This window comes from Microcella frigidaquae (genome assembly GCF_014200395.1).
Taxonomy (GTDB): domain Bacteria; phylum Actinomycetota; class Actinomycetes; order Actinomycetales; family Microbacteriaceae; genus Microcella; species Microcella frigidaquae.
In genome coordinates this window covers 1-25,601 of record NZ_JACHBS010000001.1, presented here as the reverse complement: position 1 = coordinate 25,601, position 25,601 = coordinate 1, and the positions used below count along the sequence as shown (strand labels likewise).

25 protein-coding genes are annotated in these 25,601 nt (G+C 73.3%); 6 read left to right on the top strand and 19 right to left on the bottom strand.

The window, feature by feature from the left end:
- Position 1: 1 nt before the first annotated feature.
- Positions 2-1,240, bottom strand: a complete 1,239-nt coding sequence (gene hemW / locus BJ959_RS00125; protein ID WP_153982324.1) for a radical SAM family heme chaperone HemW — start codon at positions 1,238-1,240, stop codon at positions 2-4.
- Between the two features lie 132 nt (positions 1,241-1,372).
- Between hemW and BJ959_RS00120 the strand changes: the two genes are divergently transcribed.
- On the top strand, positions 1,373-2,041 hold the full coding sequence (locus BJ959_RS00120) for an HAD family hydrolase (protein WP_153982325.1): 669 nt from the start codon (positions 1,373-1,375) through the stop codon (positions 2,039-2,041).
- Positions 2,042-2,067: 26 nt separating this feature from the next.
- Here BJ959_RS00120 and BJ959_RS00115 read toward each other — a convergent pair whose 3' ends face one another.
- Together BJ959_RS00115 and truB are read right to left on the bottom strand one after the other, a co-directional pair.
- Positions 2,068-2,448, bottom strand: coding sequence for a hypothetical protein (locus BJ959_RS00115; RefSeq protein WP_153982326.1), 381 nt, complete (start codon positions 2,446-2,448; stop codon positions 2,068-2,070).
- Positions 2,445-3,401 (bottom strand): tRNA pseudouridine(55) synthase TruB, encoded by a 957-nt coding sequence (gene truB / locus BJ959_RS00110; RefSeq protein ID WP_153982327.1) that lies wholly within the window; start codon positions 3,399-3,401, stop codon positions 2,445-2,447. Before truB ends, BJ959_RS00115 begins: the two co-directional genes overlap by 4 nt.
- An 81-nt stretch (positions 3,402-3,482) precedes the next feature.
- Between truB and BJ959_RS00105 the strand changes: the two genes are divergently transcribed.
- The gene (locus BJ959_RS00105) at positions 3,483-4,532 is read left to right on the top strand and encodes a ketopantoate reductase family protein (RefSeq protein WP_153982328.1); all 1,050 of its coding nucleotides are present in this window, start codon (positions 3,483-3,485) and stop codon (positions 4,530-4,532) included.
- Between the two features lie 237 nt (positions 4,533-4,769).
- On the opposite strand, the gene BJ959_RS00100 is transcribed toward BJ959_RS00105, so the two are convergent.
- Genes BJ959_RS00100 through BJ959_RS00085 form a run of 4 tightly spaced genes read right to left on the bottom strand, consistent with a single transcriptional unit; the run spans position 4,770 to position 9,252 of the window.
- On the bottom strand, positions 4,770-5,651 hold the full coding sequence (locus tag BJ959_RS00100) for an aldehyde dehydrogenase family protein (RefSeq protein WP_153982329.1): 882 nt from the start codon (positions 5,649-5,651) through the stop codon (positions 4,770-4,772).
- Positions 5,648-7,219, bottom strand: a complete 1,572-nt coding sequence (locus BJ959_RS00095) for an aldehyde dehydrogenase family protein (protein WP_153982330.1) — start codon at positions 7,217-7,219, stop codon at positions 5,648-5,650. The genes BJ959_RS00100 and BJ959_RS00095 overlap by 4 nt, the downstream gene beginning before the upstream one ends.
- Before the next feature lie 3 nt (positions 7,220-7,222).
- Complete coding sequence (gene deoC / locus BJ959_RS00090) at positions 7,223-8,236, bottom strand: deoxyribose-phosphate aldolase (protein WP_047564545.1); 1,014 nt, start codon at positions 8,234-8,236, stop codon at positions 7,223-7,225.
- Positions 8,233-9,252 (bottom strand): sugar-binding transcriptional regulator, encoded by a 1,020-nt coding sequence (locus BJ959_RS00085; RefSeq protein WP_153982331.1) that lies wholly within the window; start codon positions 9,250-9,252, stop codon positions 8,233-8,235. The genes deoC and BJ959_RS00085 overlap by 4 nt, the downstream gene beginning before the upstream one ends.
- A 227-nt stretch (positions 9,253-9,479) precedes the next feature.
- Here BJ959_RS00085 and BJ959_RS00080 point away from each other — a divergent pair, with 227 nt between their 5' ends.
- A complete protein-coding gene (locus BJ959_RS00080) occupies positions 9,480-10,424 on the top strand; it encodes an ROK family protein (protein WP_341799951.1) in 945 nt (314 codons plus the stop codon).
- A 37-nt stretch (positions 10,425-10,461) separates the two neighbouring features.
- Here the strand turns inward: BJ959_RS00080 and BJ959_RS00075 are convergent, their stop codons facing one another.
- Positions 10,462-11,739 (bottom strand): MFS transporter, encoded by a 1,278-nt coding sequence (locus BJ959_RS00075; protein WP_153982333.1) that lies wholly within the window; start codon positions 11,737-11,739, stop codon positions 10,462-10,464.
- Between the two features lie 23 nt (positions 11,740-11,762).
- Between BJ959_RS00075 and BJ959_RS00070 the strand changes: the two genes are divergently transcribed.
- Complete coding sequence (locus BJ959_RS00070; protein ID WP_153982334.1) at positions 11,763-12,419, top strand: hypothetical protein; 657 nt, start codon at positions 11,763-11,765, stop codon at positions 12,417-12,419.
- 51 nt (positions 12,420-12,470) lie between these two features.
- Positions 12,471-12,743 (top strand): hypothetical protein, encoded by a 273-nt coding sequence (locus BJ959_RS00065; protein WP_153982335.1) that lies wholly within the window; start codon positions 12,471-12,473, stop codon positions 12,741-12,743.
- A gap of 40 nt (positions 12,744-12,783) precedes the next feature.
- Here BJ959_RS00065 and BJ959_RS00060 read toward each other — a convergent pair whose 3' ends face one another.
- From BJ959_RS00060 to lepA, 7 genes are read right to left on the bottom strand one after another with little or no spacing between them, the layout of a single operon-like run.
- The gene (locus BJ959_RS00060) at positions 12,784-14,175 is read right to left on the bottom strand and encodes an FAD-dependent oxidoreductase (RefSeq protein WP_153982336.1); all 1,392 of its coding nucleotides are present in this window, start codon (positions 14,173-14,175) and stop codon (positions 12,784-12,786) included.
- Entirely contained in the window at positions 14,172-15,116 is a 945-nt protein-coding gene (locus tag BJ959_RS00055) for a bifunctional riboflavin kinase/FAD synthetase (RefSeq protein ID WP_153982337.1), read from the bottom strand. Before BJ959_RS00055 ends, BJ959_RS00060 begins: the two co-directional genes overlap by 4 nt.
- Complete coding sequence (locus BJ959_RS00050) at positions 15,113-15,547, bottom strand: hypothetical protein (RefSeq protein WP_153982338.1); 435 nt, start codon at positions 15,545-15,547, stop codon at positions 15,113-15,115. Before BJ959_RS00050 ends, BJ959_RS00055 begins: the two co-directional genes overlap by 4 nt.
- Before the next feature lie 15 nt (positions 15,548-15,562).
- On the bottom strand, positions 15,563-16,246 hold the full coding sequence (locus BJ959_RS00045; protein WP_153982339.1) for a DUF1990 domain-containing protein: 684 nt from the start codon (positions 16,244-16,246) through the stop codon (positions 15,563-15,565).
- Positions 16,247-16,286: 40 nt separating this feature from the next.
- The gene (locus BJ959_RS00040) at positions 16,287-16,781 is read right to left on the bottom strand and encodes a heme-degrading domain-containing protein (protein ID WP_153982340.1); all 495 of its coding nucleotides are present in this window, start codon (positions 16,779-16,781) and stop codon (positions 16,287-16,289) included.
- 4 nt (positions 16,782-16,785) lie between these two features.
- Positions 16,786-17,310: a DUF1990 family protein gene (locus BJ959_RS00035; protein ID WP_221234914.1), complete on the bottom strand. Its 525-nt coding sequence runs from the start codon at positions 17,308-17,310 to the stop codon at positions 16,786-16,788.
- 10 nt (positions 17,311-17,320) lie between these two features.
- Positions 17,321-19,174, bottom strand: a complete 1,854-nt coding sequence (gene lepA / locus BJ959_RS00030) for a translation elongation factor 4 (protein ID WP_153982341.1) — start codon at positions 19,172-19,174, stop codon at positions 17,321-17,323.
- Between the two features lie 250 nt (positions 19,175-19,424).
- On the opposite strand from lepA, the gene rpsT reads away from it, so the two are divergent.
- Positions 19,425-19,685: a 30S ribosomal protein S20 gene (gene rpsT / locus BJ959_RS00025; protein WP_153982342.1), complete on the top strand. Its 261-nt coding sequence runs from the start codon at positions 19,425-19,427 to the stop codon at positions 19,683-19,685.
- 108 nt (positions 19,686-19,793) lie between these two features.
- Here rpsT and holA read toward each other — a convergent pair whose 3' ends face one another.
- The 4 genes from holA to BJ959_RS00005 all read right to left on the bottom strand — a co-directional run.
- Positions 19,794-20,816: a DNA polymerase III subunit delta gene (holA, locus tag BJ959_RS00020; RefSeq protein WP_153982343.1), complete on the bottom strand. Its 1,023-nt coding sequence runs from the start codon at positions 20,814-20,816 to the stop codon at positions 19,794-19,796.
- Between the two features lie 50 nt (positions 20,817-20,866).
- On the bottom strand, positions 20,867-23,422 hold the full coding sequence (locus BJ959_RS00015; RefSeq protein WP_153982344.1) for a ComEC/Rec2 family competence protein: 2,556 nt from the start codon (positions 23,420-23,422) through the stop codon (positions 20,867-20,869).
- Positions 23,419-24,144: a ComEA family DNA-binding protein gene (locus tag BJ959_RS00010; RefSeq protein ID WP_341799956.1), complete on the bottom strand. Its 726-nt coding sequence runs from the start codon at positions 24,142-24,144 to the stop codon at positions 23,419-23,421. The genes BJ959_RS00015 and BJ959_RS00010 overlap by 4 nt, the downstream gene beginning before the upstream one ends.
- A gap of 61 nt (positions 24,145-24,205) precedes the next feature.
- On the bottom strand, positions 24,206-25,601 hold a 1,396-nt coding region (locus BJ959_RS00005), incomplete at its 5' end, for a class I tRNA ligase family protein (protein ID WP_183321804.1).

Below are 25,601 nucleotides of genomic sequence, written 5' to 3'. Positions count from 1 at the left end.
GTCAGTCGGGCAGCAGGCGCCGCACGACGGCGTCGGCGAGCAGGCGCCCGCGCAGGGTGAGCACGACGGTTCCGCGCAGCGCGAGCCCCGGCTCGACGAGCTCATCGGCGATGAGCTGGGCGACCGCTCGGCGGCCGAGCGGGGTGAGGGCATCCGTCGGCAGACCCTCGACGAGTCGGGTCTGCAGCAGTACGCGCTCGACGCGGCGGGTCTCGGCGTCGAGCGTCTCGCGCCCGGCGGCCGGGCTCACGCCCGCCGCGAGGCGCTGGGCGTAGGCGGCGGGGTGCTTGACGTTCCACCAGCGCACACCGCCGACGTGGCTGTGCGCGCCGGGGCCGACGCCCCACCAGTCGTGGCCGAGCCAGTAGGCGCGGTTGTGGCGCGAGCGGTGGGCGGGTGCGTCGGCCGTGCCACGCGCCCAGTTGCTGACCTCGTACCAGTGGTAGCCGGCGGCGGTGAGCCGGGCATCCGCCGCCTCGTAGAACGCGGCGTGGAGGTCGTCGTCGACGGGCGGAACCTCGCCGCGCGCGATCTGCCGGGCGAGCTTCGTGCCCTCCTCGACGATGAGCGCGTAGGCGCTGATGTGGTCGGGCTCGCACGCGAGGGCGGCGTCGAGGCTGCGCGCCCAGTCGTCGGCCGACTCACCGGGGGTGCCGTAGATGAGGTCGAGGCTGACCTGGAGCCCCGCTTCCTTCGCGGCCTGGACGACGCGCGGCACGTTCTCGGGGTCGTGCGTGCGCTCGAGCACGGCGAGCACGTGCGGCACGGCCGACTGCATGCCGACGCTGACCCGCGTGAAGCCGGCGGCGGCGAGGCGCTGCAGGCCCGCTGCGTCGATCGAGTCGGGGTTGGCCTCGGTCGTCACCTCGGCGTCGGGCGCGAGCGTGAATGTGTCGCGCACCGCGGCGAGCATGCGCGCGAGGTCGTCCGTGGGCAGCAGTGTCGGGGTGCCGCCGCCGAAGAAGACCGTGCTCACGGGCCTTGACGGAAGCCCGCTGTCGCGCAGCACGCGCGCGGCGAGCGCGACCTCGGCGATCGCCTGGTCGGCGAAATCGCTCTGCTTGACCCCGCGGATCTCGTCGGCCGTGTACGTGTTGAAGTCGCAGTAGCCGCAGCGCACGCGGCAGAACGGCACGTGCAGGTACACACCGAGGTCGCGGTGCTCCGCGCCGTCGATGACGCTCGGCGGCAGCATCCCGTCATCGGGTGCCGGGTCGGCGAGGGGCAGGGCGCTGGGCACCCGCCTATCCTCCCAGCCCGCGTTCCGTTCGTAACTCAGGCAGAGCTCACACGTGTGGCGCGTAAACCGGTCATCGATGTCGTCTCAGCCTGAGTTGCGAACGGGGCCCAACGGGTCTGGCAGGGTTGACGGGTGACCACCACGATTCTCTGGGACGTCGACGGCACCCTGCTGCTCAACAGCTACACGGGCGGCGGCGAGCTGTACCACACGGCCGTCGAGCGCACCGTCGGCCGCGAGCTGCACCCGCCCCTGCCGCGCACCCACGGCAAGCCCGACGGGTTGATCCTCAGCGAGATCCTCGCCCACTTCGGGTACGACGACGCGTGGCACGAGCGCGCCCGGGCGGTGCTCGACGAGCTCTCGATCGAGAGGGCGCAGGCGGGCGATCGGCGCGAGCCCGCTCCGGGCGTGGTGGATGCTCTCACCGCGGTCGCCGCCCGCGGCTGGCACAACGCGCTGCTGACGGGCAACTCGCTGGTGCGCGCCCGCGTCAAGCTCGAGGGTGCCGGGCTCGGGCCGGAGTGGTTTGACTGGGACCGCTCCTTCTTCGGCGCGACGGCCCGCGACCGCAGTGAGATCACCCGCGCGGCGCGCGCGGCGCTGCCCGACGAGACCCTCGTCATCGTCGGCGACACCCCGCGCGACGACGAGGCCGCGGCCGCAGCGGGCCTGCCGTTCATCGGCGTTGCGACGGGCGTGTTCTCGGTCGACGACCTGCGCGAGACGGGCGCGGTGCTCGTGGTGGCCGACCTCGCCGGGTCGCTCGACGAGGTGCTCGCGGCGATCGAGGGGCTCTAGGGGAGCATCCCGGAGCAGGGCTCGGGTCAGCTGACGAGCGCGACGCCCTGCACGAACCAGATCTGGTTCATGCGGAAGACCATGACCGCGACCGCGAGGCTCGCCACGCCCATGACGATGGTCGCCCAGCGCGAGCGGTCGACCAGGGCCCAGATGATCGCCCCGACCGGCAGCACGAGGGCGGTCACGAGGTAAATCCACCACTCGACGATGTCGCCGGTCGGCTCGTTGCCGACGAACGGGGCCACGATGCCGATGACGATCTGCACGATGAGCACGAGCGCGACCGCCGCGGTGGCCAGCACGCTGTAGTCGTCCGGCTTGCGGCCGATGCCGCCGAGCACGAGGGCGACGAGCCCGGCGATGACGCTGACGGCGATGGCGATCGTGCTGAACCACTCGATCACTGGGGGGCCTCCTGGGCGGATGCGGACGTGTGCTCCTGCGGGAACCCGACCAGCGTACGACCGCGTCCCTGACGCACCCTGATGAGGGCGATCAGACGGTCGGGATGCGCGCCGCTGCCGCGCTCGATCGCGGCGACCGGCTCGGCGTCGGGGTGCTGGGGCAGCGCCAGCAGCTTGCCGTGCCCGAGGTCGCGGGCCTGCGCGGCGTCGACCTCGAGCACCGGGAACAGTCGTTCGGCAACCTCCGCGGGGCTCGCGAGCAGACTCGCGCCCTGCTTGGCCAGCGCCTCGAGACTCACGGCGTCGGCCACCTCGAACGGCCCGACACGCGTGCGCCGCAGCGCCGTGAGATGCCCGCCGATACCGAGGGCCGCGCCGAGGTCGCGCGCGAGGGCGCGGATGTAGGTGCCCGAGCTGCAGTCGATGCGGGCATCCACCTCGATCGCGGCGTGTGTGCCCGAGCCAGCGTCGATGCGCCGCACGGCGAGCACCTCGAACGCGCTGATCGTGACGCGGCGCGACGCGAGCTCGACCTCTTCGCCTGCCCGCACGCGGTCGTAGGCGCGTTTGCCGTCGACCTTGATCGCGCTCACCGAGCTCGGCCGCTGGTCGATCTCGCCCGTGAGCGCACGGATGCCCTCCGCGAGCGCCGCGTCGGTCACCGCCGCGACCGCCGCCGGCTCGGCCGTGCTGACGGTCTCGCCCTCGGCGTCGTCGGTCGTCGTCGCGGCGCCGAGCCGCATCGTCGTCTCGTAGGTCTTGTCGAGGCCGACCAGGTAGGTGAGCAGGCGCGTGGCCGAATCGGCTCCGAGCGTGAGCAGGCCGGTCGCCATCGGGTCGAGCGTGCCGGCGTGGCCGACCTTGCGGGTGCCGAGGGCGCGGCGCGCACGCGCGACCACGTCGTGGCTGGTGAGACCCTGCGGCTTGTCGACGAGCAGCAGTCCGGTGGGCACAACTCCACGCTAGCGGGCGCGAGGCCCGGCGCGGGCGCGAGGCACTCGGCCGGCGCGGCTCGCGCGCTTAGGCTGACGAGCATGCGCATCGCGGTCATCGGAGCGGGCGCGGTCGGCGGCCTCCTGGCCGCTCTGGCCGCGCGCGCGGGGCACGAGGTGCTCGTGACCGCGCGCGGCGAGCACGCCGACGCCATCGCCGCCGCCGGGCTGCGCGTCGACGGCGGCTGGGGAGCGTGGGTTGCCCCGGTCGAGCTCGTGCGCAGCATCCCGAACGAGACAGTCGACCTGCTCGTGCTCGCGACGAAGGCCCACGACTCAACAGCCGCCCTCGCCCCCTGGTCGGAGCACGACGGCACCCCCGTGCTCGTGCTGCAGAACGGCCTCGGCGGCGAGCAGGCGGTGCGGGATGCGCTGCCGCACTCCCCCGTCGCGATCGGCCTGGCGCTCTTCGCCGTGAGTCTCGCCGGCCCGGGCCGCATCACCGTCACCGGACCGAACGGCCTCACGCTCGGCGGCGACCCGGCCGCGGTCGCCGTCGCCGAGCCGCTGCTGCGCAGCGCGCTGCCGGGCGGCGGCGCCCCCGACGGCACCGCGGAACTCGTGCTCGCCCCCGACATCCGCGGAGCCCAGTTCACGAAGCTGCTCGTCAACCAGGTCAACGCCCTGCCCGCGATCACCGGACTCAGCGTGCAGCAGACCGTCGCCGACGCAGGGCTGCTGCCGATCCTCGCGCGCGGCATGGTCGAGACGGTCGCGGTCGGCGACGCGGCCGGTGTCGCCTGGGGCCGCATCGGCGGGGTGGATGCGGAGGCCGTGGCGCGCATCCGCACGGGTGGCACGGCGGCGGCCGACGAGCTCGCTCGCGCCCTCGCCGCCGGGATGGGCGAGGTGCCCAACCCCGCGTCGATGCTGCAGAGCATCCGCCGCGGCTGCACGACCGAGGTCGATCAGATCAACGGCGCGGTCGTCGCCCTGGGCGCCTCGCTCGGCGTCGCGACCCCGGTGAACGCCGCTCTCGTCGCCCTCGTGCACGAGGTCGAGCGCACGGGTCGGCACCTCGCCTCCACCGACTTCGCGGCCGCGCTCGCGGCGCGCATCGACAGCACCGAAGCGCGACCCGCGGACGCCTGAGGCTCCGCACTCGCCTTCCCGATCTGCGGATGGGAGTGAGCCGAGTGCATTCGCTTCCGCAGTTCCGGAAGCCGCCCGCAGCCCTCCCGCCCATTTCCACAACTCAGGAGTCGCACCCGCCTGTAGCCGCCCAACACGCCGTGAGAGCGCTCAACGACCACGCCCCGCGCCGCCGACTCCTGAATTGTGGAGATCGGCGGCGCGGGGCGGGCGGCGCGGGTGCGGGCAGGTGCCCGGCTAGAGCATCGACTTCGTGTGCCAGACCGTCTTCGTCTCGACGAAGGCGCTGATGCGCTCGAGCGCGGGGCGCGGTACGCCCGAGACGGGCGGCAGCACGCGCTTGAGGGTCTCGGCGGCGGCGAGCTGCAGGTCGACCCAGCTGGCGCCCGACGCACCGTCGAGCCCGCCGGCTCCGGCGAGGTCGAGCGCGTTCACGTCGGCGTGCGCGGCGAGCCACGGCATGATCTCCGCCGGCGAGCCGGTGAGCGTGTTGACGACGCCGCCCGGAACATCCGAGGTCGCGAGCACCTCGGCGAGCGAGATCGCCGACAGCGGCGCCCTCTCGTCGGCGATGACCACGACCGTGTTGCCGGTGAGGATGATCGGGGCCACGACCGACACGATGCCGAGCAGCGAGCCGCCCGTCACGCCCTGCGGCGCGACCGCGGCGACGACGCCCGTCGGCTCGGGCACCGAGAGGTTGAAGTACGGGCCCGCGACCGGGTTGGCGTTGCCCGCCACCTGCGCGTACTTGTCGGCCCAGCCGGCGTACCAGACCCACACGTCGATCGCGAGATCGACCTGGGCCGAGGCCTCGGCGGAGGAGACACCCTCGGTGCGGCTGATCTCGTCGATGAACTGCGCGCGGCGCCCCTCGAGCAGCTCGGCGATGCGGTAGATCACCTGGCCGCGGTTGTAGGCCGTGGCACCCGACCACTTGGCGAACGCGCTGCGTGCAGCGACGACCGCGTCGCGGGCATCCTTGCGCGAGGCCTTCGCGGCGTTGGCGAGGAAGCCACCGTCGGCGGCGAGCACCTCGTAGGTGCGGCCGCTCTCGCTGCGCGGGAACGCGCCGCCGATCGCGAGCTTGTACGTCTTCGGAACGCTGAGGCGGGTCACTTCGCGGCCCCCTTCCGGGTCGACTTCTTCGCAGGCTTGCCCGCGGCCTTCGCGCCGGCATCACCGGCGGCGGGCGCCGTCACGAGAGCGGCGGGGGCGGATGCGGAGCCGAGCCCGGCTGGAGCATCCCACCCGCTCGCCTCGAGGTAGGCGGCGAGCCCGTGGCGGCCGCCCTCGCGGCCGTAGCCCGACTCCTTGTACCCGCCGAACGGCGAGCTGGGGTCGAAGCGGTTGAACGTGTTCGCCCAGACCACGCCCGCGCGCAGCTGGTCGACGAGAGCGAGCATGCGGCTGCCCTTCTCCGTCCAGATGCCGGCCGAGAGGCCGTACGGGGTGTTGTTCGCCTTCGCGATCGCCTCGGCCGGGGTGCGGAAGGTCAGCACCGACAGCACGGGGCCGAAGATCTCCTCGCGGGCGATCGAGTGGGCGGCGCTGACCTTGGTGAAGATGGTCGGCGCGAACCAGAAGCCCTTCTCGGGAATCCGGCAGTCGGCGGTCCAGCGCTCCGCGCCCTCGTTCTCGCCCGTGTCGCTGAGAGTGCGGATGCGCTCCAGCTGGGCGGCCGAGTTGATCGCGCCGATGTCGGTGTTCTTGTCGAGCGGGTCGCCGAGCCGCAGGGTCGACAGGCGCTCCTTGAGCCGCTCGACGACCTCGTCGTGCACGGTCTCCTGCACGAGCAGGCGCGAGCCGGCGCAGCACACGTGGCCCTGGTTGAAGAAGATGCCGTTGACGATGCCCTCGATCGCCTGGTCCATGGGGGCGTCGTCGAAGACGATGTTCGCCGCCTTGCCCCCGAGCTCGAGGGTGAGCTTCTTCTGGGTTCCCGCGACCTGGCGCGCGATCATCCGCCCGACGTTCGTCGACCCGGTGAAGGCCACCTTGTTCACGTCGTCGTGCGTGACGAGGGCCTGACCGGTTGAGCCCGGGCCGGTGACGATGTTCACGACGCCCGCAGGCAGGTCGGCCTGCTGCAGGATCTCGGCGAACAGCATCGCGGTCAGCGACGTCGTCTCGGCGGGCTTGATGACCACGGTGTTGCCGGCGGCGAGGGCCGGGGCGATCTTCCACGCGAGCATGAGCAGCGGGAAGTTCCAGGGGATCACCTGCGCGGCGACACCGAGCGCGCGCGGGTTCGGGCCGAGCCCGGCGTACTCGAGCTTGTCGGCCCAGCCGGCGTAGTAGAAGAACCACGCGGCGACGAGCGGCACGTCGACGTCGCGGGTCTCGCGGATCGGCTTGCCGTTGTCGAGGCTCTCGGCGACGGCGAGCTCGCGGGCGCGCTCCTGCACGAGGCGGGCGATGCGGAAGAGGTACTTGCCGCGGTCGCTGCCCGACATGCGCGACCAGACGGTCTCGTAGGCGCGACGAGCGGCGGCGACCGCGCGGTCGACGTCGTGGGCGTCGGCCTGCGCGATGCGCGCGATGACCTGCTCGGTGGCCGGCGAGATGGTGTCGAACACCTCTCCGCCGCCGTCGACGAACTCGCCGTCGATGAAGAGCCCGTACTGGGCCTTGAGGTTCAGAATCGACGCCGACTCCGGAGCCGGCGCGTACTCGAGGAATGCCATGATCTAGTCCACCGTCACGTAGTCGGGGCCACTGTAGTGACCGGTTCGCATCTTCTGCCGCTGCAGCAGCACATCGTTGACGAGGCTCGAGGCCCCGAAGCGCCACAGGTGCGGCGTCAGCCACTCTTCGCCGACGGTCTCGGCGACGGTGACGAGGTAGCGCACGGCGTCTTTCGACGCGCGGATGCCGCCCGCGGGCTTCATGCCGACCTTCTCGCCCGTGAGGCGGTGCCAGTCGCGGATCACCTCGAGCATGAGCAGCGTGACCGGCAGGGTGGCCGCGGGGCTCACCTTGCCCGTGGAGGTCTTGATGAAGTCGGCACCGGCGAGAATCGACAGCCAGGATGCGCGCCGCACATTGTCGTAGGTCTGCAGCTCGCCGGTCTCGAGGATGACCTTGAGGTGGGCATAGCTGCCGTCGGCCCGACGGCAGGCCTCCTTCACGGCGACGATCTGGTCGAAGACGAGACCGTAGTTGCCCGACAGGAAGGCCCCGCGGTCGATCACCATGTCGATCTCATCGGCGCCAGCCGCGACGGCGTCGCGCGTGTCGGCGAGCTTGACGGCGAGGCTCGCGCGGCCGGAGGGGAAGGCGGTGGCGACCGCCGCGACGCTGACGAGCCCCTTCTCGGGGTCGCCGTGGCGGCTGCCGAGCGCCTCGACGGCGTACGGCACCATGTCGCCGTAGACGCAGACGGCGGCGACACTGGGCGTCGTCGGGTCGCTCGCGTCGGGCGTGACCGCCTTGGCGACGAGCGAGCGCACCTTGCCGGGCGTGTCGGCGCCCTCGAGCGTCGTCAGGTCGCAGGTGCGGATGATCGTGTCGAGGGCCCAGGCCTTCGAGCTGGTCTTGATGGAGCGCGTCGCGAGGCCGGCGGCCCGCTGCTCGAGGCCGACGGCGTCGACTCCGCTGAGCCCCTCGAGGTGGCGCCGCAGGGCGGTCTCGGTGAGGTCGGCGCCGAGCAGGCGCACGGCGCGCTCCGCCGGCGCGAGGCCGGCGGGCTGGGTGATGGTCATGAGAGGTCCTCTCGGGAGGTGGTGGCGGAGTCGGTCTGAGCGAAATCGGGCACCGCGGCGTCCGGCTCCTCGAGCAGGGCGCGGGCGGTGTGCTCGTCCGTGACGAGTACCGAGCAGAGTCCGTGGGTGACGATGGCCCGGGCGACGGGGTGCTTCGCCTCGCCGCCGATCACGAGGATGCTCCACGGTGCGGCTCGGAGCTCTTCGAGGCCGAGGCCGAGGGTGCGGGCATCCAGTTCAGGGTCGGCGATCGTGCCCTCGGCCGTGATGTACCGGCCGATGACGTCGCCGACGGCGCCGCGCTCGACGAGCCGGGCGATGTCGGCGGGGGTCAGGTAGCCGCTGTCGACATGCACCGAGCTGGTGTCGGCGACCCCGGCGCTGTAGAGGTACGCGCTGGCGCCGCGAGCCATGCTGAGCACGCCGCCGACGGTGCGGTCGCCCTCGATCGCCTTCTTGGTCTCGAGGCGCTCGAGAATGGCGGGGCTCGGCAGCAGGGTCGCCTGACCGCCCGCCTTCTGGGCGATCATGACGGCCGTGGCGGCCGCGGTGCCGGGGCGCTTGCTCAGGCTCACGCCGCCGTTGATCTGCACGACGTTGACGGCCGTCGACCAGCCGCTGGGCAGCGCGTCGGCGACCTGATGCAGAGTGCGGCCCCAGCTCACACCGAGCAGGCGCGGCACGGGCCGGTGGCTGACGAGCCAGTCGGCGGCGGCCTCACTCACGCGCGCCTGCAACTCGACGTCATCGGCCGGCGCGGGGACGACCACCGCGTCCTTGAGCCCGAAGCGGGACGCGAGGTCGCGCTCGAGGGCGAGGCGACGGGCGCGCGGGTGCACGATCTCGATGCGGATGATGCCGCGTTCCCGCGCCTGGGCGAGCAGGCGGCCCACCTTCCAGCGCGTGACCCGCAGGATGGCACCGATCTCGTCCTGGGTCTTGTTCTCCTCGTAGTACAGCTCGGCGGCGCGCACGGCGAGCAGCTCGTTCGCGGCGGTGCTGTCGGCGGGAGCCATGCGCGTTCTCACTCTCTGCGGTCGACGACGGAGGACGACGAGGGGCGCCGAGGGCGGCCCGACATCCAGGCTAGGCCTGCGCGGGTGACCCAACAACATTTGTTGCACTCCGTGCTCAGATGAGCAAGGGGTGTGCCGAGGGGGCGCATTCGCGTGGGTACGCTGGGCGTGGCCGCGTCGCTCCCTCGCGCGGACCCGGCCCGCCACCATCCCGCGGAAGGACTCCCGTGACCGACTACGCCCTCGCCGTCGACCTCGGCGGCACCAAGGTCGAAGCCGCCCTCGTCGATGCCGCCGGCAGCGTGCTCACCGGCTCGCGCCACCGGCGCCCGACCGGCTCGAGCGCGACGAGCGAGCAGCTGGCGGCCGCCGTGACCGACGCGGTACGGGATGCCCTCGCGGCCCTCCCCGCCGGCGCGACCCTGCGCGGCGCCGGCATCGGCAGCGCGGGCCCCATCGCCGGCACCACGGGCGACGTGTCCCCACTCAACCTGCCGGCGTGGCGCAGCTACCCGCTCGGCGGGCTCGTCGCCGAGACGCTCACCTCGGCCGGACTCGGTGGCCTCCCCGTCACTCTCCGCATGGACGGCATCTGCATCGCCCTCGCCGAGGTGTGGCTCGGTGCGGCGCAAGGCGAGACCAACGTCATGGGCATGATCGTGTCGACGGGTGTCGGCGGCGGCCTCATCCTGGGCGGGCGGGTCGTCGCGGGGCCGACCGGCAACGCCGGGCACATCGGGCACGTCGCGGTGGCCGGGCACGACGACCGCTGCGCCTGCGGTGCGCGCGGCTGCCTCGAGGCGATCGCCTCGGGTCCGCGCACCGTGGCCTGGGCGCGCGAGCACGGCTTCGGGGGCACGACGGGCGAGGAGCTCGCGGCCGCCGCCGCGGCCGGCGACGACGTCGCCCGGCGCGCCGTGCAGCGCTCGGCCGCCGCAGTCGGTCGCGCCATCGCGAGCGCGAGCGCCCTCGTCGACCTCGACGTCGTCGCGATCGGCGGCGGCTTCAGTCACGTCAGCGACGACTACATCGCGCTCGTGGGCGCCGCGGTCGCCGAGCACAGCGACTTCAGCTTCGTCACCAAGACCCGGGTGGTCGCCTCCGGGTTGAGCGGCGAGGGCCCGCTCATCGGGGCCGCGGCGCTCGTGCACCGCACCGACCTCATCGGCTGAGGCCGAAAGCGCCTCATCGGCTGAGGCCGATCGCGCCTCATCGGCTGAGGCCGACCCCGACCTCGTCGTCGACCGTGCCCCGGCGCGCGAGCAGCGGCACCGCGACGAGGTTGCCGAGCCCGACGACGAGCATCACGACGAGCGCTGCGCTCCAGCTGCCGGTCGCGTCGCGCAGGCCGCCGAGCAGCAGCGGTGCGACGGCCGCCACGGCGTAGCCCACGCCCTGCACGGCTCCGCTCACGACGCTCGCCGTGGCGGGCGTGCGGCTGCGCAGGGCGAACAGCGCCAGGCACATCGGGAAGGTGATGTAGGCGAGGCCGAGCGCCCCCATCCAGAGCAGCGTGGCGGTGGCCGGAGCCAGCAGCAGTCCGCCGTAGGCGGTCGTGAACAGCACGGTCGACGCGATGAGCAGAGGCGTCGGCGTACGCAGCCGCGTCGCGAGCAGCGGCCCGAGCGCCGCGAGCGGCAGGCCCAGGAAGCCCAGCAGGGCGAGCAGCGCGCCCGCCTGCGCCTCGCCGACGCCCGCGGTCTCGCGCAGCAGCGGCGGCAGCAGGGCGTATCCGGCATAGGCCGAGATGCTCGACACCGTGAAGGGGATGCCGATGCCCCAGACCGTCGGCGACCGCAGCAGGGCCGAGCGGGCGATGCGGCGCGGCTGCGGGTGCGCATCCGCCCCACCGTCGGCGACGGCCGCAGCGGCGACTCGCCGGGCACGCCCGGCCCGCGTGGCGAGCACGACCCAGGGCACGGCGGCGACGCCGACGAGCGCCGCCCACACCGCGAGCGCGAGTCGCCAGTCGCCGAGCTCGGCGAGCGGCACCGCGACGAGCGGCGGCACCGCGGCCCCGATCGACATGATCATCGCGTAGGCGGCGGTCATCATGCCGATGCGATCGGGCGTGATCGTCTTCACGGCCGCGGGCAGCAGCACGTTGCCGAAGCCCGCTCCGAGCAGCAGGAGCACGGTCGCGGCGAGCAGCATCGCGTAGTCGACGGCGGCGGCCCGCAGCAGGTGGCCGGCGATCATCGCGAGCAGGGCCAGCAGCAGCGCCGACTCGAGACCCAGCCGCCTGCCGACCCGCGGCGCGAGCAGCCCCGCGAGCGCGAACGCGAGCGGAGGGGCCGTGCCGAGGGCTCCGAGCGCGAGCGCACTGAGCGGGATGTCGGCGTCGATGCGGCCGGCGAGCGGCGAGAGCGCGGCCACCGGCAGCCGCATGGTCGCCGCCATCAGCACGATTGCCGCGATGCCGAGCAGCAGTTCGCCGCGGCGCGACGACGGCCGCGGGGCGGCGGCGGGTTCGGGGGCGGCGCTCACCGCTCCAGCCTAGGCTGGGCGGCATGACCGACTGGGGCCGCTACCTGCCGCTCAGCAACCGCGACCGCAGCGGCGACGGTGCAGCGACCGGCGACTGGTCGCAGCCCACCGCCGCCCTGCTCGAGCAGCTCGCCGCGGTGCTGGATGCCCGCCCCGCGTTGCTCGCTGAGCCCAGCCTGCGGCCCGGCGTCACGACCGCGGCCGCGGTGCGCGAGACGCTCAGCGACCTCGGGGTGCCGTGGTGGACGCGCTGGGCCCGCGCCCTCGGCGCGGCCGAGCGGGTGACTCCCGCCGTCGCGGCGACGCCCGACGATGCCCTGTCGAGCGCCCTGCGCGCGCGGGCCGCCGCCCTGGCCGCTCCCGGACGCCGTGCGGGCATCCGCGACCTCGGGGCGGCCCTCGTACTGGCGCTCGATCTGCGGGCGGCGCACGGGCTCATGCTGACGGTCGACCCGCTCCCCTGCGGCGCGGTCGCCGTCGATCTCGCCCTGCGGTCGCGCACCCCCGAGCGTGCGCTGCTCACCGCGCGCACCCTGGTCGCGATCGACGGCGATTGGCAGGTCGGGTCAGGGCCGCGCCTGCCCTCGACCGGGGCAGCGATCGTCCTGTTCCTCGCCCGCCGCGCGGGTCTCCCACCCGAAGTCGACGAGCCCCTGCCATCCGCGTCGCTCGACGCCTAGGCTGAGCAAAGGTCGAGCACCCGGCACGGCCACGAGCGAAGGAGCAGCGCGATGGCGCAGAGCGGCGGATTCGACCTGGGCGGTCTCGGCGACATGGTCGGCGACCTCATGAGCGGCAAGGGTCTCGACATGGATGCGCTGCAGGGGCTCTGGGAGACCGTGCAGCCGACCCTGCAGGGCCTCGACACCGATCAGATCCTCGACACGGTCGGCGAGTGGGCGAAGGGTCTCGACCTGCCGCTGCTCAAGGACATCCCGGACAGCACGATCGAAGACCTCAAGAACGGCGCCAAGGTTCCGCTCAACGACCTGCTGAAGGGCTAGCCCGCGCGCGTCGGCCGCGGCCGGGCAGGGCGCACCGGGCTCAGGCGCCGAGCGCGTCGAGTACGGCCGCGGCGGCACGCTGGCCGCTCAGCAGGGCGCCGTGCACGGTTGACGGATGCTCGCGCGAGGTCGCCTCGCCCGCGAGCACGAGCCGCTCACCGACCGGCTCGGCCAGCGTGTCGCGCATCGCCGGGTCGGATCCGACCGCGGCGAACGAGTAGGAGCCGCCCGCGTACGGGTCGGCCCCCCAGCGCGTGACGAGCACCTCGAGCGGCTCGGGAGCATCCGGGTAGGCCGTGCGCAGCGCGGTGAGGGCGCTCGCCACGACGGCGGCGTCGGGCTGCGCATCCACCCAGCGCCCGAGATCGCCGGCCGCGAAGCCGAGCAGCACGGGCGCGTCGGCAGCACGGCCGATCGTGACCCAGTCGACCCAGGGGTCGACGCCAGTGGGCGGAACGATGCCGATCCAGTCGACGTCGTCGTCCCAGAAGACGCTGTCGAAGCGCAGGAAGACCTTGTTGAGCGAGCCCATGCCGAGGCCGGCGATGGCCGCCTGGTGCTCGGCGGGCAGCGGCGGGTCGACGGCGATCGTTCCTCGCCGCAGCACCCCGAGCGGCACGGTCACCACGACCGCGTCGGCCTCGACCGTTCCGCTCGCGACCGTCACGCTGACGCCGTCGTCGCCCAGCGCGATCGCGGTCACGGGACTCGAGAGCCGCACATCGAGGCCCTCGGCGAGCACGGCGGGCACCTGGCCGTAGCCGCCGTCGATCATCGCGTCGCCGCCGCCGTAGGTCTCGGCCTCATCGAACCAGAAGGCCGAGAGCTCGGAGAGCGGGCCTGCGTACTCGTTCTCGATCGCGCTCGCGGCGAGGTAGCGCACGAGGCGGGCCTGGTCGGCGGGGGCGCCGCTCGCCGCGGCGTCGACGATCACCTGCAGCGGCTGGTCGACCTCGGCGTCGTCGCCGCGCTGCACCGCCTCGTCAAGCCGCGCGGCGGCGCGCGCGAGCAGCGCGTCATCGAGCTGGCCGTCCGGCGTCTCGACGTCGTAGCCGACCGCGCTCTCGACGTCGGTCGGGATCGTGCCGAGCCCCGCGTCGAGGACGAGCGCGCTGACGGGGTTGCCGTCGACGCCGTGGATCCACGACGCGCCCAGGTCGAGCGGAAAGCCCTCCCGCACCTCGGTGACCGTACGACCACCGCTGCGGTCGCGCGCCTCCAGCACGATCACGATGGCTCCCGCGGCCTGCAGGTCGCGCGCGGCCGTGAGACCGGCGACCCCCGCACCCACGACGACCACGGTGAGGCCGTCGCCGCGGGTGCTGCCGCCGCCGGTGCTGCCGCCGCCGAGCGGCGCGCACGCGGCCAGCGCGGCCGCGGCCGCGACGCCCATGGCGCCTCCGGCGAACTGCCGACGCGAGATCGTGGTCACTGGGGCCGCGACAGGCCGAGCGTCTCGCGGATGCGCAGCTCGTCGCGGCCCATCTGCTCGGCGAGGGCATCCGCCGATGGGAACTTGTTCATGGGGCGGATGTAGGCGACGAACTCGAGCTCGACGGTCTTGCCGTAGAGGTCGAGGTGCGCGTCGATCGCGTGCGCCTCGATCGTCTTCTCGGGCACGTCGCCGAAGGTCGGGTTGTTGCCGATCGACACCGCCGCGCCGAAGCGCTCGCCCTCGGCGTGCAGCCAGCAGGCGTAGACGCCGTCGGCGGGGATGAAGCCCTCGGCGTCACGCGCGAGGTTCGCCGTCGGATAGCCGAGCTCGCGCCCCCGCTGGTAGCCCGGCACGACGGTCGAGCGGATGCGGTGCGGGCGGCCGAGCGCCTCGGTCGCCTCGGCGAGGCGGCCGGCGTCGAGATCGCTCCGGATGCCCGTGGACGACACCCGCGTGCCGTCGAGCTCGCACACGTCGTCGACGAGCGCCACGGCGAACCCCGCGCGCTCCCCCGCCGCCCGCAGCGTCTCGACCGTTCCCGCGCCGCGCGCGCCGTAGCGGAAGTCGGCGCCGACGAGCACGCGCTCGGCCGCGAGACCCGCGACGAGGATGTCGTCGACGAAGGCGTCGGGCTCGAGCGCCGCGAACTCGCGCGTGAAGGGCAGCACGACGACGAGGTCGATTCCGAGCGCGAGCAAGGCCTCGGTCTTCTGCGCGGTGCTCACGAGCGGCACGGGGGCCTCGTCGGGCGTGAACAGCGCCGCGGGGTGCCGGTCGAAGGTGACGACCACGGTGCGGCGGCCCCCAGCCTCGGCCACGAGGCGCTCGAGCACCGCCTGGTGGCCGCGGTGCACGCCGTCGAACTTCCCGATCGTCACGGCGCTCGGAACGGCATCCCGCGGCAGCGCCTCGATGCCGGTGACGACGGTGCCGGTCATGCCGCCGCCTCGTCGACAGTCTCGGCCCGCCGCGCCCGCGCGACCCGTCGCAGCCAGAGCAGGCCGAGGATCGGCAGGACGAGCGGGATGAAGGCGTAGCCCCGGCCGAACTGGCTCCAGACAGTGTCGTCGGGGAACAGCGCCGGGTCGATGATGCTCAGCGTGCCGACGATGAGCACGCCCGCGAGCTCGAAGCCGATCGCGACGACCGCAACCGTGAACCAGGTCGCACCGCGCGCGATCAGGGCGACGGTGGCGAGCACGTAGACCACGGCGGCGAGCGCCGAGAGACTGTACGCCAGCGGCGCCTCGTCGAACTTGGTGGCGATCTGGTAGCCGGATCGGCCGAGAGAGGCCAGGGCGAGGATCGCGTACACGGCGATCAGCACACGGCCGATGCCGGAGCTCGTCGGGCGGGGTTCGTCGCTCATCGTGCCCAGCCTAGGTCAGGCTTGCTGAACGGGAAGCGGGCCCATCAGCGCGTGCAGGAATCGTCGAGCGATCAGGATGCGCGCCAGCAGCAGGCCGGGCAGCAAAGGCCACGCCCACCAGGTGGCGGGCCGCGCGAAGCTGCGCACGGTGAGCCACACCGAGCCGTCCTCCGTCTGCTCCAGCGTGAACGCCTCCTCGCCCCCGAACGGATGCCCGGGCAGGGTGCCGACCGCGTACATCACGCGCTGCCCCTCCTGCTCGAGCAGGACGACCTTGGTCGGCAGGGGCAGCCACAGCTGCCGCCCCACCTCGAGGCCGACCACGATGACGTCGCCCGGGCGCAGGTGCCGCGCGCCGCTCGCCGTGTAGACCTCGTCGTCGGCGCCGACCCCGGCGGCCGCGGCCGGCGCACCCTCGTCGTCGAACGCGACCGGGTGGTACGTGCGCTCCGCATCCGCCGCCGTGACGGGCGTGATGCGCACGCCCATGCCCGCCCCGCGGTAGACCCCGCCAGTGAGCAGCTCGTCGACCGCCCACGCCCAGCGCTCGTCGCCGTGCCCGACCCGGCGGCGCTGCTCGAGCGGCCGGTAACCCGCCGGCGGATAGCGCATCAGGTCGGGCGACTGCGTCGCGCCCACGGCCGCGTACGTGACGGCCTGCTGCAGGCGCTCACGATCGCGGGGGCTGTCGACGCTCATGCGATCCAGCGTAGGGCTCGCGCCTGACGGTGAACCGGGCTCAGGCTCCGAGGTGGGCCGTGAGCGCCTCGACGATGAGGGCGTGGTCGACCTTCTGCGGCTGACCGGAGACGGCGATCGTGCCGACGACGCCCGTGCCGCGGAGAGTGACCGGAAAGCCGCCGCCGTGGCCCGCGTATCGCAGCGGGTCGATCCAGGGCTGGGCCTCGAAGACGCCACCGCCACGCTTCGCGCGCAGGCCGACGAGGTAGCTCGACGTGCCGAACTCGCGCACGGTCGCCTTCTTGCGCTCGATCCAGGCGCCGTTGTGGGCGGCTGTGCCGGGCAGCGCGCAGTGGAAGAGCCGCTGCTCACCGAGGGCGATGTCGATCGTGATGGCGAGGGCGCGCTCGACGCCGAGGGCGCGCAGGCGCGAGCCGAGCATCCAGGCGTCGTCGGGGCTGAACGTCGAGAACTGCAGGCGCTCCTCCTGTGCCGCAACCTCGGCGATGAGGGCGTCGAGCGCGGCGGTGTCGGCGGCTGTATCGGGTGCCATGCGCTCAGTGTGCCGTACGCACGAGGGCGCGCAGATAGCGCTTCGTGTAGATCGCCTGCACGATCCGCAGTACCGGAGCGCCGAGCGTCCAGATGCCCGGTGCTGGTCGTGAGAAGCCCTGCACGACCACGCGCACGGTTCCTTCGTGATCGAGCGTCACGAGAAAGGCCTCTTCACCGCGCTCGGGATGCCCGGGCAGCGTTCCGTAGACGAACCCGCGCCGCGCCGGCTCATCGACGAGCTCGAGCACGCGGGCGTAGGCCCTGACCGGCACGACGCCGAGCAGCGGGATCGTGAGCGTCACGTCGTCCCCGACGACCACCCGCGGGGTGCTGACACGGATGCCCGCTCCCCGCTGCAGCCCCCACGCGAGCACCGCGGCCGCAGCCTCCTCCCAGCGCTCGGCACCCGAGCCGATCGCGGCCTCGTGCCGAAACGCCCGGAACCCCGCGGGAATGCGCGCGGGGTCGAGGTCGCGACTGCCGCCGTGCGGGGTGTAGGTCAGCGCGGGTCGCGCCTGCGCATCCACCGCCCCTGCCCTACTTCTTGTCTTTCGCCTTCTCGACGTCGCCCGAGAGGGCGGCGATGAAGGCCTCCTGCGGCACCTCGACGCGGCCCACCATCTTCATGCGCTTCTTGCCCTCCTTCTGCTTCTCGAGGAGCTTGCGCTTGCGGGTGATGTCACCGCCGTAGCACTTGGCGAGCACGTCCTTGCGCATCGCGCGGATGTTCTCGCGCGCGATGATGCGGGCGCCGATGGCGGCCTGGATGGGCACCTCGAACTGCTGGCGCGGGATCAGCTCGCGCAGGCGCTGGGCCATCATCGTTCCGTAGGCGTAGGCCTTGTCCTTGTGCACGATCGCGCTGAAGGCGTCGACCTGCTCGCCCTGCAGCAGGATGTCGACCTTCACCAGGTCGGCCTCCTGCTCGCCGGCGGGCTCGTAGTCGAGGCTCGCGTAGCCCTGCGTCTTGCTCTTGAGCTGGTCGAAGAAGTCGAAGACGATCTCGCCGAGCGGCAGGGTGTACTTCAGCTCGACGCGGTCCTCGCCGAGGTAGTCCATCGAGCGCATGGTGCCGCGGCGGCCCTGGCAGAGCTCCATGATCTGGCCGACGTAGTCCTTCGGCGCGAGGATCGACGCGTTGACGATCGGCTCCATGACCTTCTCGATGCGGCCCGTCGGGTACTCGCTCGGGTTCGTCACCTCGACCGTCTTCTTGTCTTCGGTGGTGACGTTGTAGATCACGCTGGGTGCGGTCGTGATGAGGTCGAGATCGAACTCTCGCGAGAGCCGCTCGGTGACGATCTCGAGGTGCAGCAGGCCGAGGAACCCGCAGCGGAAGCCGAAGCCCAGCGCGACCGAGGTCTCGGGCTCGTACTGCAGGGCCGCGTCGGAGAGCTTCAGCTTGTCGAGCGCGTCGCGCAGGTCGGGGTAGTCGCTGCCGTCGATCGGGTAGATGCCCGAGAACACCATCGGCAGCGGGTCGGTGTAGCCGGGGAGCGCCTCGGTCGCCGGCTTCTGGGCGGTCGTGACCGTGTCGCCGACCTTCGACTGGCGCACATCCTTCACGCCCGTGATCAGGTAGCCGACCTCGCCCACCGCGAGCCCCTTGCTCGGGGTCGGCTCGGGGCTCGACACGCCGATCTCGAGAATCTCGTGGGTCGCCTTGGTCGACATCATCTGGATGCGTTCGCGCGGGCCGAGCTGCCCATCCACCATGCGCACGTAGGTGACGACACCGCGGTACGAGTCGTAGACCGAGTCGAAGATCATGGCTCGAGCCGGGGCGTCGAGGGTGCCGACAGGTGCCGGGATCTGCTTGACGACCTGGTCGAGCAGCTCCTCCACGCCGACGCCGGTCTTGCCGCTCACCCGCAGCACCTCGTCGGGGTCGCCGCCGATCAGCTGCGCGAGCTCGCGCGCGTACTTCTCGGGGTCCGCCGCGGGCAGGTCGATCTTGTTGAGCACCGGGATGATCGTCAGATCGTTCTCGAGCGCCAGATAAAGGTTGGCGAGCGTCTGCGCCTCGATGCCCTGCGCGGCGTCGACGAGCAGGATCGCGCCCTCGCAGGCGGCGAGCGAGCGGCTCACCTCGTAGGTGAAGTCGACGTGCCCGGGGGTGTCGATCATGTTGAGCGCGTAAGTGGTGCCCTCGTGCTGCCAGGGCATGCGCACGGCCTGGCTCTTGATGGTGATCCCGCGCTCGCGCTCGATGTCCATGCGGTCGAGGTACTGCGCGCGCATGTCGCGGTCGCTGACGATGCCGGTGATCTGCAGCATGCGGTCGGCGAGGGTCGACTTGCCGTGGTCGATGTGCGCGATGATGCAGAAGTTGCGGATCGCGGACGGGTCGGTCGCGGCAGGTGCGAGCGGCGTGAGGGCGCGGGGAGACATATTGCCGACATTCTCCCATGGCCGGGCCGGGCGGCGGTGCGCAGGGCGGGCCTCGGCTCCGTATCCGGGGCGGGTCTCGATTGTCGGCTGCGGCGACGGGCTGGTAACGTAGGCCCTTGGCTTGCGTGTCAGAAAGCCCTCTCTCTTTCGACACGGAACGCGACCACGACTTCGCCGCAGCGCATCGGATGCGCGGGCACCCCACCGCGGTCGCACACCTCGCACCGTTCCTGAAGAAGAAAGCACCCACGTGGCAAACATCAAGTCGCAGATCAAGCGCATCAAGACCAACCTCAAGGCGCAGCAGCGCAACAAGGCCGTCAAGAGCGAGCTGAAGACGGCCATCCGTCGCACCAACGAGGCCGTCGCCGCGGGCGACAAGGCCGCGGCGCAGGACGCGCTCAAGCTCGCCACCAAGAAGCTCGACAAGGCCGTGAGCAAGGGCGTCATCCACGAGAACCAGGCGGCGAACCGCAAGTCGGCCATCGCCAAGAAGGTCGCGGCGCTCTAGCCCGCACCCCGCACGTCACGTCGCCCCCGCCGGTCCCCCGGCGGGGGCGACGTCGTTCTGCGCACTGCCGTGCGGCCGGGCGGCAGCGGAGGGCGACGGGATGCGCGACTACTGGTCGAGGCCGCGGGCGGCGACGACGCGCACCAGGGTCTCGAGCGCGTAGACCGCGTCGCGCGCGGCGCCCTTGACGGCCGCGTCGGTCTCGGCGGCGACGACGATCGCCCGGCCGAGGCCCGGCTCCGTCCAGCCCTGCAGGTCTCGGCGTGCGCGGTCGATCTGCCAGGGCGCGAGGCCGAGCTGCCCGGCCGATCCGCCGCGTGCGCCGCCGACCTTCGCCATCGTTCGCAGCTTCATCGCGAAGGCCGCGACCATCGGCACCGGGTCTGCCCCGGTCGCGAGTGCGTGACGCAGCAGCACGAGGGCCTCGCCGTGCCGGCCCGCAATGGCGGCATCCGCGACCGCGAACGCGTTCGTCTCGACGCGGCCGCCGTAGTACTTCGCGACCGTCTGCTCGGTGATGTCGCCCTCGCTGTCGGCCAGCAGCTGCTGGCAGGCACCCGCGAGCTCGGCGAGGTCATCCGTGAAGGCACTGACGAGGGCGCGCAGGGCGGCCGGCTCGATGCGCCGGCCCGCGGTGCGGAACTCGGCCGCAGCGAAGTCGAAGCGGTCACTGTCGCGCTTCAGCTCGGAGCAGAGCACCTCGATGCCCCCGCCGGTTCCCGCGCGGATCGCGTCGAGCAGCTTCTTGCCGCGCACGCCCCCGCTGTGCCGGATCATCACGACCGTGTCGTCGGCGGGCGCGGCGATGTACTCCAGTGCCTCCTCGAGGAAGGCATCGCTCATCGTCGAGGCCGCGTCGACCCGGATCAGCCGCGGCTCGCCGAACAGCGAGGGGCTGGCCAGGGTGACGAGCTCGCCGGGCTGGTAGCTGTCGGCGCGGAGGTCGTGCACCTCGAGGCTCGGATCCTGCGCACGGAGGGCATCCCGCAGCAGTCGGCTGGCGCGCTCGGCCAGGAAGTCCTCCGGCCCGGTCACGAGGATCACCGGCGCTGCCCGCACCTGGTGCCACGGCACCTGCGGGATGCTCGCCGCCGCCCGGGCGGAGCCGGCGGGCTTCTTCGGCGCGGCCATGGGGCTCCTCGGCATGGGTCGACAGGTGGGCGGACTCGGACCGTGCCAGCCTATCCAGCGCCACCGACCGTGCCGCGTTCGACGGCGCCTCTCTCGACCGTGCCTGTCTCGACCGTGCCTCTCTCAACCCAGAGCGGCAAAGCGCCGGTTGCAGGGTCGCGGGGCCCGATCAGCGCGAGCCCGTGCTCATCGCTGCGCACGACGAGCGTCCCGTCGGCCACGAGCGCGTCGAGCAAGGCGGGCGCCGGGTGCCCATAGGTGTTGTCGGCGCCGACCCCGATCAGGGCCAGGGGCGCCGCGACCGCGGTGTAGAGCGGCAGATGCTGGTCGGGCGAGCCGTGGTGGCTCACCTTCACGACGTCGACCGGGCGCAGGTCGTGGACTGCCGCGAGGCGGCGCTGCGCATCCGCCCCCAGGTCGCCGAGGGCGAGCACGCTCGGGCACGCCGGGCAGCCCGGGCCGGGACGCAGCTCGAGCACGAGGCTGGCGTCGTTGCCGGGCTCGACGCCGCGGTGGTCGGGTGGGCCGAGCATCCGCCAGGCGTAGTCGCCGAGTCGGCCGTGGTCGTGCTCACCGCTCGGGGTGACGCGGGCGCCCCCGCCGAGCAGCGCGGCAACGACGGCCTCGTCCTCCGGCCGTCCCGTCGGGCCGACGAGCGCGTGGTCGACGCGGCCGACGACGGCGGGCACTCCCCCGGCGTGGTCGAGGTCGAAGTGGGTGAGCACGAGCAGGTCGATGCGCTCGATGCCGAGGGAGTCGAGGCAGTGCGTCAGCAGGGCAGGGTCGGCCCCGGTGTCGATGAGGGCGACCTGGCCGGCACTGCGCACGAGCACCGCATCCCCCTGCCCGATGTCGCACTGCGCAACGGCCCAGTCGGCGGGGCGGCCGAGGCCGCGCAGGGCAGCGGCCCCGGCCGTGGCTCCCGCGGTGATGACGAGGGCCGCGACCGCGGCGAGAGCGAACCGCGCGCGCAGACGGGCCGAGCCGATCGCGGCGGGCAGGCCCGCGGCGACGAGGGCGGCGGCCGTGAGGGCCCCGAGCAGCACGGCGCCGAGGGCGCCCTCCGGCCACGGCAGCAGGGCCCCGGGCAGCTGGGAGCAGACGCGCGCGACGCCGGCGATCCAGGCGGCGGGCAGCCAGGCGATGCCCGCGACGAGCATCGCGAGGGGCGGGATGACCGGCGCGAGCAGGCACGCGATCATGCCGACGATCGTCGCCACCGGGGCGGCGGGCGCCGCGAGCATGTTCGCGAGCACGCCGCTGAGCGGCACCTCCGGCGCGAGCAGGATCAGCACGGGCTGGCACGCGAGCTGGGCAGCGAGCGGCACCGCGACGGCGAGGGCGAGCGGCGCGGGCAGCCAGCGCCCGAGGAGGGTGGTCAGCGGGCCGGCGAGCACGAGCAGCGCGGCGGTCGCGAGCACCGACAGCACGAAGCCGTACTCCCGCGCGATCCACGGGTCGAGCACGACGATGCCGAGCACCGCGAGCCCGAGCACCGGCAGCCCGCGAGCCGGACGACCGCTCGACAGCGCCAGCAGCACGACGGCGGCCATGACGGCGGCGCGCACGACGCTCGGTTCGGGCGTGACGAGCACGACGAAGCCGCCGAGCGCGGCCAGCGCCGTGCCGACCCGCACCGGGCGAGGCCAGCGGGCGAGGGCGCCGACGCCGAGCACGAGCCCGACGACGATCGCGCAGTTGGCGCCCGAGACCGCGGTGAGGTGGCTGAGCGCGCTGCGCTTCATCGCCGCGTCGAGCTCGTCGCTGACCGCGGTGGTATCGCCGATCGCGAGGCCCGGCAGCAGGGCGGCTCCGTCGCCCGCGAACGGAGCCATGAGGGCGAGGAAGCCCGCGCGGAGCCCGTCGGCACCCGCGACGAGCGGCGGGGGCACCCCGATCGGCTCGAGCCCGGTGACCGGGCGCACGAGCGCCACCCGGTCATCGCCCGCGTCGAGCGGGATCACCCGCACCCGCCCCTCGAGCCGCGTGCCGAGCGGCAGCCGCTCGGTGACCTCCAGCCCGAGGAGCCGCACGGGTATCCGGACGGCGACGGCTGCCGGGTCGACCACGCCCGCATTCTGCGTCGCGACGGCGCCTCCCGCGGCGGGGCTCGGCACCGTGGCGACGTTCGGCACCATCGCGACGATGAGCGCGTCCGCGCTCGCACCGCCGCCGAACCCAGGGTCCGTCACGCGCTGATCGACGCGGGGCGGCTGCACCGTCTGCTCGAGCTCGAGCACCACGGCAACGGTCGCCCCTCGCTCGAGCTCGGCGGCGAGCACGGGCGGCATCCGGCTCGGAGCGACGAGGGCGACCGCGGCGGCGACCACCGCCACCGCCACGAGGCTCGGGATGCTCGCCGCGACCACGGCGCGCCCCCGCGCCGCGCGCCCCCGACGCGCAGCCGCACCGCGGCGCACGACCGCGACCGCCGCGACCGTGCCCAGCAGGGCCGCGAGCCCCACGCCCACCGCCGCCCCCGGAACCCCGACGAGCACGACCGCGGTCAGCCAGCCGACGAGAGCGGGCAGCGCCAGCCGCAGGTCGAGGCGACTCGGCGCGGCGGCGGGCTGCGACGCCGGCGCACCCGTGAGGGCCGCGCTCACACGGTCGCCTGATCGCGCAGGCCGTCGAGGGTCTTCTCGCCGATGCCGCTGACCGCGGTCAGCTCGTCGACGCTGCGAAAGGGGCCGTTCTGCTCGCGCCAGGCGATGATGCGGGCCGCGATGGCCGGCCCGACGCCGGGCAGCTGCTCAAGCCCGGCCGCGTCGGCCGTGTTGATGTTGATGCGGCCGTCAGCGGCCACGCTCGCCGACCCCGACCCCGGGCCCGCACCGCCCGAACCCGAACCCGGACCCGCCCCCGGGACCCCGGCCGCCGGGGCCTCCCCGACCGCGGGCAGCCGCAGCTGCTCGCCATCGACGACGACCCGCGCCAGGTTCACGGCCGCGAGATCGGCCTCATCGGTCGGACCGCCCGCGGCCGCGATCGCGTCGACCACCCGGCTGCCGGGCGGCAGCTCGACGATGCCCGGTTCGACGACGGCACCGAGCACGTGCAGCACGACGACGGGGGGTTCGCCGAACCCTGCCGCCGAGGGGTCGCCGCCATCGAGGACTCCGCCTCCCGCTCCCTCCGAGCCGGTGGGGACGGCGACGACCTCTCCGCCCGGAGTCGCAACGGTCGCCACGACCGCGGCTCCGACCCCCAGCAGCGCGAGCACCACGACGCCGCCGAGTGCGGCGCGCACGCGCGGGCTCCGCACCGGTAGGGGCCGCGCGGGCGGGCCGTCGCTCCCCGACGCAGCGGCGGCAGAGAGGTCGGTCACCGCGGCAGGCTAGGCCGCCGCATCCCGCCGCCCAGGCCGGGCGACGAAGCCGGGGAATCGCCTACTTGGCGGTGGCGATGTTGACGACCCGCGGGGCGCGCACGATGACGGTCGCGATCTCCTTGTCGCCCAGCGCCCGCTGTACGGCGGCGGATGCGCGGGCGAGCGCCTCGAGCTCCTCCCCGCCGATCGTCGGGCTCACCTCGAGCTTGTCGCGCACCTTGCCGTCGACCTGCACGATCGCCGTCACCGAGTCTTCGACCAGCAGCAGCGGGTCGGCCTTGCGCCAGCCGGCGAAGGCCACGAGCCCGTCGCGGCCGGCGGCCTCGTCGCGGCGGCCGAGGCGATCCCACATGTCCTCGGCCGTGTAGGGCGCGAACAGCGAGAGCGCGATCGCGACCGTCTCGACGGCCTCGCGCACGGCGGGGTCGCCCGCACCGGGGCCGCCGTCGACCGCCTTCCGGATCGCGTTGACGAGCTCCATCGTGCGCGCGACGGCCACGTTGAACTTGAACGATTCGATCAGCGGCGGCACCTCGGCCAGGAACTTGTGCGTCACCCGGCGCAGAGCCTGGTCGCCGAGAGCCGGGTCGGCATCCACCGGCGACGTCACCTCGCCCGAGAGGCGCCAGGCGCGCGCGAGGAACTTCTGCGAGCCCGTCACCGACACGTCGCGCCAGTCGATGTCGTCCTCCGGCGGGCCGGCGAACGCCATCGTCAGGCGCACGGCATCGACGCCGTACTGGTCGAGCTCCTCGGTGAAGTAGACGAGGTTGCCCTTCGACTTCGACATCTTCGCGCCGTCGAGAATGACCATGCCCTGGTTGAGCAGCGCGCTGAACGGCTCGGTGAAGCTCACGTAGCCGAGGTCGAACAGCACCTTCGTGATGAAGCGCGCGTAGAGCAGGTGCAGGATCGCGTGCTCGACGCCGCCCACGTACTGGTCGACCGGCGCCCACTGCTCGGCCTTCGCGGGGTCGAAGGCCTGCGTGTCGTCGTTCGGATTCAGGAAGCGCAGGAAGTACCACGACGAGTCGACGAAGGTGTCCATCGTGTCCGTGTCGCGGCGGGCGGGGCGGCCGTCGGGCGTGGTCGTCTCGACGAACGCGGCGACGCCGCCCAGGGGCGAGGTGCCCTTCGGCTTCATGTCGATGCCCGTCGCGTCGGGCAGCAGCACGGGCAGAGCATCCAGCGGCACCGGGATCTCGGCGCCGTTCTCGTCATACATGATCGGGATCGGGGTGCCCCAGTACCGCTGGCGGCTGATCAGCCAGTCGCGCAGGCGGTAAGTCTTGGATGCCCGCCCCGTGCCGCGCTCCTCCAGCAGCTCGATCGCCCGCTGGATCGCGTTCTGCTTGCTGAGGCCGTCGAGCGGCCCCGAGTTGATCATGCGGCCGTCGCCGGCGAGGGCCTGCCCCGTCGCGACCGGGTCGAGGGGCGGCACGTCACCCGACGCG